The 13,967-nt window shown below is 57.0% G+C and carries 10 protein-coding genes and 2 tRNA genes; 6 read left to right on the top strand and 6 right to left on the bottom strand.

Annotated elements, in window-relative coordinates:
• Both narL and narX read right to left on the bottom strand, forming a co-directional pair.
• Complete coding sequence (gene narL, locus MX657_RS12955; RefSeq protein ID WP_003856701.1) at positions 1-651, bottom strand: two-component system response regulator NarL; 651 nt, start codon at positions 649-651, stop codon at positions 1-3.
• The gene (narX, locus tag MX657_RS12950; protein ID WP_336238800.1) at positions 644-2,440 is read right to left on the bottom strand and encodes a nitrate/nitrite two-component system sensor histidine kinase NarX; all 1,797 of its coding nucleotides are present in this window, start codon (positions 2,438-2,440) and stop codon (positions 644-646) included. The genes narL and narX overlap by 8 nt, the downstream gene beginning before the upstream one ends.
• A 309-nt stretch (positions 2,441-2,749) precedes the next feature.
• Here narX and MX657_RS12945 point away from each other — a divergent pair, with 309 nt between their 5' ends.
• The 5 genes from MX657_RS12945 (at position 2,750) to narI (ending at position 11,188) form a co-directional block, all read left to right on the top strand.
• Complete coding sequence (locus MX657_RS12945) at positions 2,750-4,147, top strand: NarK family nitrate/nitrite MFS transporter (protein ID WP_119915827.1); 1,398 nt, start codon at positions 2,750-2,752, stop codon at positions 4,145-4,147.
• A gap of 381 nt (positions 4,148-4,528) precedes the next feature.
• Entirely contained in the window at positions 4,529-8,272 is a 3,744-nt protein-coding gene (locus MX657_RS12940) for a nitrate reductase subunit alpha (RefSeq protein WP_346805934.1), read from the top strand.
• On the top strand, positions 8,269-9,804 hold the full coding sequence (gene narH / locus MX657_RS12935; protein WP_119915826.1) for a nitrate reductase subunit beta: 1,536 nt from the start codon (positions 8,269-8,271) through the stop codon (positions 9,802-9,804). Before MX657_RS12940 ends, narH begins: the two co-directional genes overlap by 4 nt.
• Complete coding sequence (gene narJ / locus MX657_RS12930) at positions 9,801-10,511, top strand: nitrate reductase molybdenum cofactor assembly chaperone (protein WP_080329355.1); 711 nt, start codon at positions 9,801-9,803, stop codon at positions 10,509-10,511. Before narH ends, narJ begins: the two co-directional genes overlap by 4 nt.
• Entirely contained in the window at positions 10,511-11,188 is a 678-nt protein-coding gene (gene narI, locus MX657_RS12925; RefSeq protein WP_021240339.1) for a respiratory nitrate reductase subunit gamma, read from the top strand. The genes narJ and narI overlap by 1 nt, the downstream gene beginning before the upstream one ends.
• Here the strand turns inward: narI and MX657_RS12920 are convergent.
• Positions 11,185-12,081 carry a DMT family transporter gene (locus MX657_RS12920; protein WP_346808555.1) on the bottom strand — a complete coding sequence of 299 codons (897 nt, stop codon included), beginning with the start codon at positions 12,079-12,081 and terminating at the stop codon, positions 11,185-11,187. The genes narI and MX657_RS12920 overlap by 4 nt on opposite strands.
• Positions 12,082-12,188: 107 nt before the next feature.
• On the opposite strand from MX657_RS12920, the gene MX657_RS12915 reads away from it, so the two are divergent.
• A complete protein-coding gene (locus MX657_RS12915) occupies positions 12,189-12,632 on the top strand; it encodes an Lrp/AsnC family transcriptional regulator (protein ID WP_041909598.1) in 444 nt (147 codons plus the stop codon).
• A 115-nt stretch (positions 12,633-12,747) separates the two neighbouring features.
• Here MX657_RS12915 and MX657_RS12910 read toward each other — a convergent pair.
• The 3 genes from MX657_RS12910 to purU form a co-directional block, all read right to left on the bottom strand.
• A tRNA-Tyr gene (locus MX657_RS12910) sits at positions 12,748-12,832 on the bottom strand.
• Between the two features lie 35 nt (positions 12,833-12,867).
• A tRNA-Tyr gene (locus MX657_RS12905) sits at positions 12,868-12,952 on the bottom strand.
• Between the two features lie 159 nt (positions 12,953-13,111).
• Positions 13,112-13,954, bottom strand: a complete 843-nt coding sequence (gene purU / locus MX657_RS12900) for a formyltetrahydrofolate deformylase (RefSeq protein ID WP_003856715.1) — start codon at positions 13,952-13,954, stop codon at positions 13,112-13,114.
• Positions 13,955-13,967 lie beyond the last annotated feature (13 nt).

Below are 13,967 nucleotides of genomic sequence, written 5' to 3'. Positions count from 1 at the left end.
TTAAAAAATACGTTCCTGATGGACCCACACCGCGGCTTCAACGCGCGATTTTAACTTCATTTTCTTCAGCATATGCTTCACGTGCACTTTGACCGTACTTTCGGTGATATCCAGACGGCGGGCGATCATTTTGTTCGGCAGGCCCTGGGCGATAAGTTTAAGAATATCGCGTTCGCGCGGCGTTAACTGGCTGACGTCGCGGTCAGACGTGGCGCGGTTCGCCCGCAGGCTGGCGGCCAGCACCGGCGTCAGGGCTTCGCTCAGCACCATCTCGCCTGCGGCAGCCTGCTGCAGTGCCTTAAGCAAGTCTTCCGGCTCCATATCCTTCAGCAGATAGCCATCCGCGCCGCGCTTCAGCGCCGTGACGACGTCCTCTTCGTGGTTGGAGACGCTAAACACCACCACGCGACCGGAAAGGGATTTCTCGCGCAGCTTGTCGAGGGTTTCCAGCCCGTTCATGCCGGGCATGTTGAGATCGAGCAGGATCAGGTCCGGATCGAGGGATTCGGCAAGCTCAATACCCTGTTCACCGTTGCTGGCCTCGCCAACGACGGTAATGTCGGGTGCCATGCTGACCAGCTGTTTTACGCCAGTACGCAGCATCGGATGGTCGTCGATCAACAGGATGGATGCCGGTTCCTGATTAGTCATGGGTTTCTCCTTGAGCAGTTGTAAGCGGTTTTTCGGGAATAAAGGTGACCACAACTTCCGTGCCACCCGTCTCTCTCCGGCGAACCTGGCAATCACCGCGCAGGCTTTGGGCGCGGTCTCGCATGATAATTAAACCATAGTGGTTAGTGCGTTCGGCATTTTCCGGCACGCCGCGGCCGTTGTCGTGAACCGTCAGCCTGACCTGATTGTCGTGCTGGCTAACGGTGACCGTAACCGCCGTCGCTTCAGCGTGTTTAAGCACGTTGCTCAGCGCTTCGCGGGCGATCTGCAGCAGATGAATCGCCTGATGCGAGGGAACAAACCGCGGTGGCAGTTGGTAATCCAGCTTCACCGGGAACCCCAGACGGGCGCTAAATTCCTGGCAGCTGGATTCCAGTGCCGGGCGCAGGCCCGGCTCGGTCAGTTGCAGGCGGAAGGTGGTCAGCAGTTCGCGCAGCTGTACCCAGGAGGTATTCAGCTCGTTGCGGATCTGGCTCAGCAGCTGTTTGTTGCTTTCCGGCATTTCCGCGTCCTGCATCTGCAGGCAGCTCACCTGCATTTTCATACAGGAGAGCGACTGAGCGATAGAGTCGTGAAGCTCGCGGGCGATGGTGGCACGCTCTTCCATCACGATCAGCTGCTGCTGTTTTTCCTGATGCCTGTCGAGCGCCAGCGTGGCCGTTAGCTGTTCAACCAGCGTATCTACCAGCTGCTGCTGGTCGTGGCTCAGGTGACGCCCCGTAGGCAGGGTGGCCAGCAGAATGCCGTACTGGGTGTGGCTGTCCGTCAGGCGCCATTTCAGCGTGGTGCCGCCAGACGTCAGCGGCGGCAGGCCGCGCGGGCAAAGATGACAGCCTTTGTCATCGCAGGACATGTCCGACTGACAGGTGAATTCCTGGTGGTTCTCTTCATCTTCCACATCGTAAACCCGCAGCTCCAGATCGTGCAGCAGGGTCAGATTTTGCAGGCCGTTGAGCACCGGCGAGAGGCGTTCGCATAACGGGACCTGCATGTGCAGACGACGATTAGCCTGCCACAGGAAGGAGAGGATTTCGTTTTTCTGCTCCAGCCCGGCCGTTTTTTCCTGCACGCGTTGCTCCAGCACCGCGTAGCTTTCGGACAGCTCAGCCGACATGGTATTCAGTGCCTGGCCAAGCATGGCCATCTCGTTGCGCCCGCTGATGTGCGTGCGCTGGGTAAAATCTCTGTTCGTGACGGCGCGCGCCATTGCCAGCAGCTGTTTCCATGGGTTCAGCAGCCGCGCCCGGAGCCAGACGATGGTGAAGATCAGCAGCAGGCCCATAAAGAGGGCCATAGCGCGATGTACCATCACCACCCGGTCGATGCGGAGTTCGGTGGTTTGGTCAAAAGCGGAGACCAGCGAATCGATGCGGGAGACAAAACCCGCCACGTCCTGCGCAACGGTCTCCGTGGTACGCGCCTGTTTCAGACCGGGCTCCAGCTGGGTGTGCCAGTAGCCCTGAAGCGCTTTAAGCTGGGATTCCTGACCGGCGCGAATGGCGGCGTTTTCCAGCTCGGGGCTGAAGGCCGTGCGCTCCATCTCATCAATTAATGGCCGATCGTCCTGCGTCAGGGGAACCGACGCCAGCAGACGGTAACTCTGCATGCGTAGCGAGCCTGCCTCGTTGATGGCATGCGCATTACCCTGTACCCCTTGTACCAGCCAGCCAGAAATCGCCATACCGGTCACGCCGAGGGCGGTGGACAGCAAAACAATCAGGGCAACCTGATTCACGAGAGTCAGCGGTGATAAACATCTTTTTAACATAGAGTTGCCGGGCTCCTGACGTGGCCTGCTTGCAGGAATGGCGCTATTCTGGTGCATACCCTGGAGTATACCCATACCAATAAAGGATTACTCCTAAATTGCCAAAGGAGTAAGGGGAAGGGGGAGGAAGGAGCAGGGAATCGACAGCACCGTGAAAAACCACGTCTTTTTTACCGATATATCCTACTCACTAAGGATGAGGGCTTTTTTCAGGCCGCAAATCCTTCCACTTTTCCTTTGATTTATATCAACTTACCGCCGCTCTAAAACCCTAATGTTTGCAGCATCATTCGAGAATCAGAGGTGTCTATGAGTCACTCATCCGCTCCCGAAAGGGATAATGGTGCCGTTATTACTGAATGGCGTCCAGAGGATCCGGCGTTCTGGCAACAGCGCGGCCATCGTGTAGCAAGCCGAAATCTGTGGATTTCCGTTCCGTGTCTGCTTTTAGCGTTTTGCGTATGGATGTTGTTTAGCGCGGTCGCGGTAAACCTGCCGAAAGTAGGGTTTACGTTTACCACCGATCAGCTGTTTATGCTGACCGCGCTGCCGTCGCTTTCGGGCGCGCTGCTGCGTGTACCTTATGCGTTTATGGTCCCGGTATTCGGCGGTCGTCGCTGGACGGCGTTCAGTACGGGTATCATGATCGTCCCTTGCGTGTGGCTGGGCTTTGCGGTGCAGGACACCTCCACGCCGTTCAGCGTGTTCGTGATTATCTCCCTGCTGTGCGGTTTCGCTGGGGCTAACTTCGCCTCCAGCATGGCAAACATCAGCTTCTTCTTCCCGAAAGCGAAGCAGGGCGGCGCGCTGGGTATTAACGGCGGCCTGGGTAACATGGGCGTGAGCGTGATGCAGCTGATTGCGCCGCTGGCGATTTCAGTTTCTATTTTTGCGGCCTTTGGCGGCGGTGGCGTTGAGCAGGCGGATGGTTCTTCCCTCTATCTGCAGAACGCGGCCTGGATTTGGGTTCCGTTCCTGGTGGTCTTCACCCTCGCGGCATGGTTCTTTATGAACGATCTGACCGCGTCGAAGGCATCCCTGAGCGAACAGCTTCCGGTGCTGAAACGTGGTCACCTCTGGGTAATGGCGCTGCTTTATCTGGCTACCTTCGGTTCGTTCATCGGCTTCTCTGCGGGCTTCGCCATGCTGTCGAAAACCCAGTTCCCCGACGTGCAGATCCTGCAATTCGCCTTCTTCGGTCCGTTTATTGGCGCGCTGGCTCGTTCGCTGGGCGGCATGGTGTCTGACCGCCTGGGCGGTACCCGCGTAACGCTGGTGAACTTCGTTGTGATGGCGGTCTTCTGCGCGCTGCTGTTCCTGACGTTGCCTGCTGACGGGCAGGGCGGTAACTTCATTGCTTTCTTCGGCGTGTTTATGGTGCTGTTCCTGACGGCCGGGCTGGGGAGCGCGTCCACCTTCCAAATGATCTCTGTGATCTTCCGCAAGCTGACGATGGATCGCGTTAAGGCGCAGGGGGGAAGCGACGAGCAGGCCATGCGTGAGGCGGCGACGGATACGGCTGCGGCCCTGGGCTTTATCTCTGCCATTGGTGCAATTGGCGGCTTCTTTATCCCGAAAGCGTTTGGTATCTCTCTGGATCTGACCGGCTCTCCGGCTGGCGCCATGAAAGTCTTCCTCGTCTTCTATATCGCCTGCGTTGTGATTACGTGGCTGGTATATGGCCGTAATACCAAAAAAAATAAGTAAGTTTGATTATCCGTTTACGCGGCCTTCGGGCCGCGTTTTTTTAATCCGCATTATAGTTACAACATACTGATGCTTTTCACAGCAGACGCCTGCAGGTAACACTGTGATCGCCATCGCTTTACAGGTGGGTCTACCCCTTAATACCAGAGATGTTAAATTTTGCCGGGGTTATTGTACGATGAATCGTAAATCTCCCTATAAATCATTTGTTTATTCACATTAAAAGTATACCGCTTTGGTGGTATTTAGCCTAACCCCTCTTTTTAAAGTCCCTCTTCGTCTTGATCGTTATCAATTCTCCTCCTCTTTCAGGGCGTTACCTTCGCTGCAAATCAGCAATGTCGATTTAGAGAGCCACAGGCTCCATACAGGAGATACCCGATGAGCAAATTTTTGGACCGGTTTCGCTACTTCAAACAGAAGGGTGAAACTTTTGCCGATGGGCACGGCCAGGTTCTGGATACCAACCGGGACTGGGAAGACGGTTACCGCCAGCGCTGGCAGCATGACAAAGTCGTCCGTTCTACCCACGGCGTAAACTGCACTGGCTCATGTAGCTGGAAGATTTTCGTTAAAAACGGTCTGGTGACCTGGGAAATGCAGCAGACCGACTATCCGCGCACCCGTCCGGATATGCCGAACCACGAACCGCGCGGCTGCCCGCGTGGCGCCAGCTACTCCTGGTATCTCTACAGCGCCAACCGCCTGAAATACCCGCTGATGCGCAAACGCCTGATGAAGATGTGGCGTGAAGCGAAAGTTCAGCACAGCGATCCGGTTGATGCCTGGGCGTCCATTATTGAAGATGCCGACAAAGCAAAAAGCTTCAAGCAGGCTCGCGGTCGCGGTGGCTTCGTTCGCTCATCCTGGAAAGAGGTGAACGAGCTGATTGCCGCCTCCAACGTCTACACCGTCAAAACCTACGGTCCTGACCGGGTGGCGGGCTTCTCGCCCATCCCGGCGATGTCGATGGTTTCTTACGCCTCCGGCGCGCGTTACCTGTCTCTTATCGGCGGTACCTGCCTGAGCTTCTACGACTGGTACTGTGACCTTCCGCCTGCCTCTCCGCAGACCTGGGGCGAGCAGACCGACGTGCCGGAATCCGCCGACTGGTACAACTCCAGCTACATCATCGCCTGGGGCTCAAACGTTCCGCAGACCCGTACCCCGGACGCGCACTTCTTTACTGAAGTCCGTTACAAAGGCACCAAAACCGTGGCGGTAACCCCGGACTACGCGGAAATCGCCAAGCTCTGCGACCTGTGGCTGGCGCCGAAACAGGGTACCGATGCCGCGATGGCAATGGCGATGGGCCACGTCATGCTGCGTGAGTTCCACCTTGATAAGCCAAGCCAGTACTTCACCGACTACGTGCGTCGCTACACCGACATGCCAATGCTGGTGATGCTCGAAGAGCGTGACGGCTACTATGCCGCTGGCCGCACGCTGCGCGCTGCCGATCTGGTGGATGCGCTGGGCCAGGAAAATAACCCTGAGTGGAAAACCGTTGCCTATAACAGCAACGGCGAGCTGGTGGCGCCTAATGGCTCAATCGGCTTCCGCTGGGGCGAGAAGGGCAAGTGGAACCTTGAGCAACGCAACGGCACCACAGGTGAAGAGACCGAACTGCGTCTCAGCATGCTGGGCAGCCAGGACGAGATCGCTGAGGTCGGCTTCCCGTACTTTGGCGGTGAAGGTTCAGAGCACTTCAACAAGGTTGAACTGAAAAACGTTCTGATGCATAAGCTGCCGGTTAAGCGCCTGCAGCTGGCCGACGGTTCTACCGCGCTGGTCACCACCGTTTATGACCTGACCATGGCGAACTATGGCCTGGAGCGCGGTCTGAACGACGAAAACTGCGCAACCGGCTATGACGACGTGAAGGCCTACACCCCGGCCTGGGCGGAGCAGATCACCGGCGTACCGCGCGCGCAGATCGTTCGTATCGCCCGCGAGTTTGCGGAAAACGCCGACAAGACCCACGGTCGCTCCATGATCATCGTCGGTGCTGGTCTGAACCACTGGTATCACCTCGATATGAACTATCGCGGTCTAATCAACATGCTGATCTTCTGCGGCTGCGTCGGTCAGAGCGGCGGCGGCTGGGCGCACTACGTGGGCCAGGAAAAACTGCGACCGCAGACCGGCTGGCAGCCGCTGGCGTTTGCCCTTGACTGGCAGCGTCCGGCTCGTCACATGAACAGCACTTCGTACTTCTATAACCACTCCAGCCAGTGGCGCTACGAGACGGTGACTGCCCAGGAGCTGCTGTCGCCGATGGCGGATAAATCCCGCTACAGTGGCCACCTGATTGACTTCAACGTGCGTGCTGAACGCATGGGCTGGCTGCCGTCTGCGCCGCAGCTGGGTACTAACCCGCTGCGCATTGCGGAAGCGGCGAAGCAAGCGGGCATGTCACCGGTGGATTACACCGTGAAATCCCTGAAGGATGGCTCAATTCGTTTCGCGGCAGAACAGCCTGAGAACGGTAAAAACCATCCGCGTAACCTGTTCATCTGGCGCTCCAACCTGCTGGGCTCGTCCGGTAAAGGCCACGAGTACATGCTGAAATACCTGCTCGGTACCGAAAACGGTATTCAGGGTAAAGATCTCGGCAAGCAGGGCGGCGTGAAGCCAGAAGAGGTGGAGTGGAAAGACAACGGTCTCGACGGCAAGCTGGATCTGGTGGTGACGCTGGACTTCCGTCTGTCCAGCACCTGCCTGTACTCCGACATCGTGCTGCCGACCGCCACCTGGTACGAAAAAGACGACATGAATACCTCGGATATGCATCCGTTTATTCATCCGCTGTCTGCGGCCGTTGACCCGGCGTGGGAATCAAAAAGCGACTGGGATATCTACAAAGACATCGCGAAGAAATTCTCTGAAGTTTGCGTAGGCCACCTGGGCAAAGAGACCGACGTGGTGACGCTGCCAATCCAGCACGACTCCGCCGCCGAACTGGCGCAGCCACTGGACGTGAAGGACTGGAAAAAAGGCGAATGCGACCTGATCCCGGGCGTCACCGCACCGCACATCTTTCCGGTTGAACGTGACTACCCGGCGACCTACGAGCGCTTTACCTCTATCGGCCCGCTGATGGAGAAAATCGGTAACGGCGGAAAAGGGATCGCGTGGAACACCCAGAGCGAAATGGATCTGCTGCGCAAGCTCAACTACACCAAAGCGGACGGTCCGGCGAAAGGCCAGCCAATGCTGAACACGGCGATTGATGCAGCAGAGATGATCCTGACCCTGGCACCGGAAACCAACGGCCACGTTGCCGTAAAAGCCTGGGCGGCGCTGAGTGAGTTTACCGGTCGCGACCATACGCACCTAGCGACGAATAAAGAGGAAGAGAAAATCCGCTTCCGCGATATCCAGGCTCAGCCGCGCAAGATTATCTCCAGCCCGACCTGGTCAGGCCTTGAAGATGAGCACGTGTCCTATAACGCCGGTTATACCAACGTTCACGAACTGATCCCTTGGCGCACGCTTTCTGGTCGTCAGTCGCTGTATCAGGATCACCAGTGGATGCGCGACTTCGGTGAAAGCCTGCTGGTGTATCGTCCGCCAATCGACACCCGCTCCGTGAAAGCGGTAATGGGCGCGAAATCGAACGGTAACCCGGAGAAGGCGCTGAACTTCCTGACGCCGCACCAGAAGTGGGGTATCCACTCCACCTACAGCGACAACCTGCTGATGCTGACGTTGTCACGCGGCGGTCCGATTGTCTGGATGAGCGAAACGGACGCTAAAGATCTGGGTATCGAAGATAACGACTGGATCGAAGTGTTCAACAGCAACGGTGCCCTGACGGCGCGTGCGGTGGTGAGCCAACGCGTACCGGCCGGGATGACCATGATGTACCACGCGCAGGAACGTATCGTGAACCTGCCGGGTTCAGAAATTACCGAGCAGCGCGGCGGGATCCACAACTCCGTGACCCGCATTACACCGAAACCGACCCACATGATCGGTGGCTATGCACAGCTGGCCTACGGCTTTAACTACTACGGCACCGTAGGATCGAACCGCGATGAGTTCGTGGTGGTACGTAAGATGAAGAATATTAACTGGTTAGACGGCGAAGGTAATGACCAGGTACAGGAGAGCGTAAAATGAAAATTCGTTCACAAGTCGGCATGGTGCTGAATCTGGATAAATGCATCGGCTGTCATACCTGCTCGGTCACCTGTAAAAACGTCTGGACCAGCCGCGAAGGTATGGAGTACGCCTGGTTCAACAACGTGGAAAGCAAGCCGGGCACCGGCTTCCCGACCGACTGGGAAAACCAGGAGAAGTGGAAGGGCGGCTGGATCCGTAAAATCAACGGCAAGCTGCAGCCGCGCATGGGTAACCGCGCGATGCTGCTGGGTAAAATCTTCGCTAACCCGCACCTGCCGGGCATTGAGGATTACTACGAGCCGTTTGACTACGACTACCAGAACCTGCACAACGCGCCGGAAAGCAAACACCAGCCGATCGCTCGTCCTCGCTCGCTGATCACCGGTCAGCGCATGGACAAAATTACCAGCGGTCCAAACTGGGAAGAAATTCTGGGCGGCGAGTTCGAAAAGCGCGCCAAAGACCAGAACTTCGAGAACATGCAGAAGGCGATGTACGGCCAGTTCGAAAACACCTTCATGATGTATCTGCCGCGCCTGTGCGAGCACTGCCTCAACCCGGCGTGCGTGGCGACCTGCCCGAGCGGCGCCATCTACAAGCGTGAAGAAGACGGCATCGTGCTGATCGACCAGGACAAGTGCCGCGGCTGGCGCATGTGCATCACCGGCTGCCCGTACAAAAAAATCTACTTCAACTGGAAGAGCGGTAAGTCTGAGAAGTGCATCTTCTGCTACCCGCGTATCGAAGCCGGTATGCCGACCGTCTGCTCCGAGAGCTGCGTAGGCCGTATTCGCTACCTTGGCGTGCTGCTGTATGACGCAGACGCGATTGAAAATGCGGCGAGCACCGAGAACGAGAAAGATCTGTATCAGCGTCAGCTGGACGTGTTCCTCGATCCGAACGATCCGAAGGTGATTGAGCAGGCGCTGAAAGACGGCATTCCGCAGAGCGTGATTGACGCGGCGCAGCAGTCTCCCGTGTACAAAATGGCGATGGACTGGAAGCTGGCTCTGCCGCTGCATCCGGAATACCGCACCTTGCCGATGGTCTGGTACGTGCCGCCGCTGTCGCCGATTCAGTCTGCGGCGGACGCGGGCGAGCTGGGCAGCAACGGCATTCTGCCGGACGTGGAAAGTCTGCGTATCCCGGTTCAGTACCTGGCTAACCTGCTGACCGCAGGCGATACCCAGCCGGTTCTGCTCGCGCTGAAACGTATGCTGGCGATGCGTCACTTCAAACGTGCGGAAACCGTTGACGGTGTGAACGACACCCGCGCGCTGGAAGAGGTCGGCCTGACCGAAGCGCAGGCGCAGGAGATGTACCGCTACCTGGCGATTGCTAACTACGAAGACCGTTTCGTGGTGCCGAGCAGCCACCGTGAGCTGGCCCGCGAAGCCTTCCCGGAAAAAAATGGCTGTGGCTTTACCTTTGGCGACGGTTGCCACGGGTCAGACAGCAAATTCAACCTGTTCAACAGCCGCCGCATCGACGCCATGGATGTGACCAGCAAAACGGAGCCGCACCAATGATTGAACTCGTCATTGTTTCGCGTCTGCTCGAGTATCCGGATGCTGCGCTTGCGCAGCATCAGCAGGAACTCTTTGATGCACTCGCGTCATCTGAAAATCTGGATAAAGAGGATGCCCAGGCGCTGGGCGTTTTCCTCCGGGATCTGCTGGCGCGCGATCTGCTCGATGCCCAGGCGGACTACAGCCAGCTGTTCGATCGTGGCCGCGCGACGTCGCTGCTGTTGTTTGAACATGTTCACGGGGAATCCCGCGACCGCGGCCAGGCGATGGTGGATTTAATGGCTCAGTACGAACAGCACGGCTTGCAACTGGACAGCCGCGAGCTGCCGGATCATCTGCCGCTGTATCTGGAGTACCTTGCGCAGTTGCCAAAAGAAGAGGCGCTGGGCGGTCTGCAGGACATCGCGCCGATACTGGCGCTGCTCGGCGCGCGTCTTCAGCAGCGCGAGAGCCGCTATGCGGTGCTGTTCGATCTGCTGGTGAAGCTGGCAAACGCCGCGGTTGACAGTGAAAAAGTGGCGCAGAAAATCGCGGACGAAGCCCGCGACGACACCCCACAAGCGCTGGATGCGGTCTGGGAAGAAGAGCAGGTGAAATTCTTTGCTGACCAGAACTGCGGCGAGTCTGAAATCTCCGCTCACCAGCGTCGTTTTGCCGGCGCGGTTGCCCCGCAATATTTGAATATCTCTAACGGAGGACGGCACTAATGCACTTCCTGAATATGTTCTTCTTTGACATTTACCCGTATATCGCGGGCACCGTGTTCCTGGTGGGAAGCTGGCTGCGTTACGATTACGGCCAGTACACCTGGCGTGCCGCCTCCAGCCAGATGCTGGACCGCAAAGGGATGCACGTCGCGTCTAACCTGTTCCACATCGGGATTCTGGGGATTTTCGCCGGCCACTTCCTCGGGATGCTGACGCCGCACTGGATGTACGAAGCGTGGCTGCCGATTGAAGTGAAGCAGAAGATGGCGATGATCGCAGGCGGTGCCTGCGGCGTGATGACTCTGGTGGGCGGCCTGCTGCTGCTGAAACGTCGTCTGTTCAGCCCGCGCGTGCGGGCTACCACCACCGCAGCGGACATCCTGATCCTCTCCCTGCTGATGGTGCAGTGTGCGCTGGGCCTGCTGACCATTCCGTTCTCGGCGCAGCATATGGACGGAAGTGAGATGATGAAGCTGGTGGGCTGGGCGCAGTCCGTGGTGACCTTCCACGGTGGCGCGTCTGAGCACCTGGACGGTGTGGCGTTTATTTTCCGCGTTCACCTTGTGCTGGGCATGACGCTGTTTGTGCTGTTCCCGTTCTCCCGTCTGGTGCACATCTGGAGCGCGCCGGTGGAGTACCTGACGCGCAAATACCAGATTGTACGCGCCCGTCGCTAATTCGTCGTTTTGATACTCACCCCGCACTCGCGGGGTTTTTTTTCGCCCCAGCCCAGGTTGTTGCCCGCTGCTGCAAACAGGATCAATGCGCCGCCCGCAAGCTGCGTCAGGTTCAGCGAGTGTCCGAACACCACATTATCGACAACAATGGCGACCACGGGATAAATAAACGACAGCGAGCCGGTAACAGGCGTGGGCAGCTTCTGGATCGCGCTATACAAGAGCTGGTACATAATGCCGGTATGGACGATGCCGAGCGTCAGCAGGATCGGCCAGGGAAAATCACCGGAAAATGACGGCATGCTGGCAAACGGCAGAAGCATCACCACGCCCGTCAGTACCTGGATAAAGGCGATATTCTGCGGTGCGATGGATTTCAGTTTCCGCGCAATGATTGCCGTCAGCGCGTAGAAGAAAGCCGCTGACAGCGCCAGACCGATTCCGGTGAGCCATTCACCGCCATGCGCGCCGGTTAGCTCACTGGAGAGCAATACCACCACGCCACCAAAGGCGAGGAATAGCCAGCCCCATTTGACCAGGCTGACGCGTTCACCTAAAAACATCCCCATCAGGACCAGCATAAACGGCTGGGTGTTATAGACCACGGTTGAGAGGCCAATAGAGATACGTTCATAGGCCGCGAAGAGCAGCAGCCAGTTCACCACTAAAGCCACGCCGCCGAGAATCGCCAGCAGCAGCGTGGTGCGGGTGAGGGGGCTAAAGGGCTTTTGACTTATCCGGATAAAAATAAAAAGCGCTATTGCCCCAATAAGACAGCGCCAGAACACCACTTCCGTCACCGGCAGACCGCTGAGCAAAACAAACGCGCCGATAGAGCCGGAAATTAACATCGCCAGGCTCATCTGCCAGACGCCTTTATGTAAATCACGCATCATTCACCTCCTGATTAATAACGCTATTGTCGAAAATCGCTGTCGGGTTTAACAGGGGTGAGATAAGGTTGAAGGTGTTAACTGCTTTTTTAAATTAGGTGAAACGAGTGGAATACCTTATTGATGATATCGATCGGCAAATTTTAGCCTGCCTGGTAGAAGATGCGCGCATGTCTTTGAAGGTGCTCAGCGGCCGCATCGGCCTGACCTCACCCAGCACGGCAGAACGCCTGAAAAGGCTGGAAGAGCGCGGTGTGATTCAGGGGTATGGCGCACGGGTGAATCTCGCGGCGCTGGGGTATACGCTGCAGGCGCTGGTGCGCGTGCGGCCTTTGCCGGGGCTGTTGCATAAGGTGGATAAATACATTCAGGCGATGCCGGAGTGTATTGAGAGTGACAAGGTGACCGGAGAAGACTGCTTTGTGATTAGGCTGGTGGTGCGCTCGATAGAACAACTGGATGCGTTGCTGGACGGGCTGGCGGAGCATGCCCAGTGTAATACGTCGATTGTGAAAAGTTCGCCGGTGAAGCGTCGTTTGCCGCCAATGTAGTCGTCTGTCGCCCGGTGGCGGCTGCGCCTTACCCGGCCTACGGATAATTCCTTCCCCGTTACGGGAACATATGATGTTCAGTGCGAACGGAAAGTTTAGCGTCATTTGGAAGTGATGGTGGTGGGGGAAGGATTCGAACCTTCGAAGTCGATGACGGCAGATTTACAGTCTGCTCCCTTTGGCCGCTCGGGAACCCCACCAGGGGTAATTCAAATTTTGAGGTCGTGCTGAGAGATGGTGGTGGGGGAAGGATTCGAACCTTCGAAGTCGATGACGGCAGATTTACAGTCTGCTCCCTTTGGCCGCTCGGGAACCCCACCACGGGGTAATGCTTTTTTTACTGGCCTGCTTCCTGCTGGAAGCGGGGCGCATCATATCAAATGAGACGCCCCTGTAAAGCATTCCTTTAGGGAAATGAAGTTGTTTGCCTGCTTTTTATCCGCAAAGGCGCAAAGCTAATCAATTCATTTTCCGAAAGATTAAAGAATGATGGTTCTGTTACCGTAGACAAAGACACGCTGCGCCAGCACCTGATACAGCGCGCGGCTCAGTACATTCTTCTCAACGTCACGTCCGGCGCGCATCATATCTTCTGCGGTGTAGGTGTGATCCACGTGAATCACGTCCTGCATGATGATTGGGCCTTCGTCCAGATTGTCATTTACGTAGTGTGCGGTAGCGCCAATGATCTTCACGCCGCGCTCGTACGCCTGGTGATAAGGACGCGCGCCAATAAAGGCCGGCAGGAATGAGTGGTGGATATTGATGATCTTGTTCGGGAAGCGGGCCACGAAGGAAGGCGTCAACACGCGCATGTATTTTGCCAGCACCACGTAGTCCGGGTTATGCGCTTCAATGGCAGCAGCCATCAGGTTGTCGTGCTCTTCACGGGTGTGGCCCTCATGGCTCACCAGTTCAAACGGGATATCAAACCGTTCAACCAGCGTACGCAGGGTCTCATGGTTGCCGATTACGGCAGCAATTTCCACATCAAGGCCACCGTAGTTGGCTTTCATCAGCAGATCGCCCAGGCAGTGAGCCTCCTTCGTCACCAGAATCACAATGCGACGGCGGCCCGCAGGATTCAGCTCACGCACGGAGCCCTCCGGCAGCGCGCTGTCCAGATCGGCCAGCAGGGTGGTGTCGTTGAAAATGCCTTCCAGCTCGGTACGCATGAAGAAACGACCGGTACGGTGGTCAACGAACTCGTTGTTCTGCACGATATTCAGTTCATGCTTGTAACAAATGTTGGTAATTCGTGCGATAAGCCCTTTTTGATCGGGGCAGATAGTGCGCAGAACTTTACGTTGTAATGATTGCATCGCCGGGAAATCC

It is taken from the genome of Enterobacter chuandaensis, from assembly GCF_039718975.1.
Classification (GTDB): domain Bacteria; phylum Pseudomonadota; class Gammaproteobacteria; order Enterobacterales; family Enterobacteriaceae; genus Enterobacter; species Enterobacter chuandaensis.
This window is presented reverse-complemented; position numbering and strand designations above follow the sequence as displayed.

Coding starts and splice junctions, on each gene's coding strand:
- narL (WP_003856701.1), bottom strand. CDS start 651: ATGACTAATCAGGAACCGGCATCCATCCTGTTGATCGACGACCATCCG.
- narX (WP_336238800.1), bottom strand. CDS start 2,440: ATGTTAAAAAGATGTTTATCACCGCTGACTCTCGTGAATCAGGTTGCC.
- narI (WP_021240339.1), top strand. CDS start 10,511: ATGCACTTCCTGAATATGTTCTTCTTTGACATTTACCCGTATATCGCG.
- narH (WP_119915826.1), top strand. CDS start 8,269: ATGAAAATTCGTTCACAAGTCGGCATGGTGCTGAATCTGGATAAATGC.
- MX657_RS12920 (WP_346808555.1), bottom strand. CDS start 12,081: ATGCGTGATTTACATAAAGGCGTCTGGCAGATGAGCCTGGCGATGTTA.
- MX657_RS12940 (WP_346805934.1), top strand. CDS start 4,529: ATGAGCAAATTTTTGGACCGGTTTCGCTACTTCAAACAGAAGGGTGAA.
- MX657_RS12945 (WP_119915827.1), top strand. CDS start 2,750: ATGAGTCACTCATCCGCTCCCGAAAGGGATAATGGTGCCGTTATTACT.
- narJ (WP_080329355.1), top strand. CDS start 9,801: ATGATTGAACTCGTCATTGTTTCGCGTCTGCTCGAGTATCCGGATGCT.
- purU (WP_003856715.1), bottom strand. CDS start 13,954: ATGCAATCATTACAACGTAAAGTTCTGCGCACTATCTGCCCCGATCAA.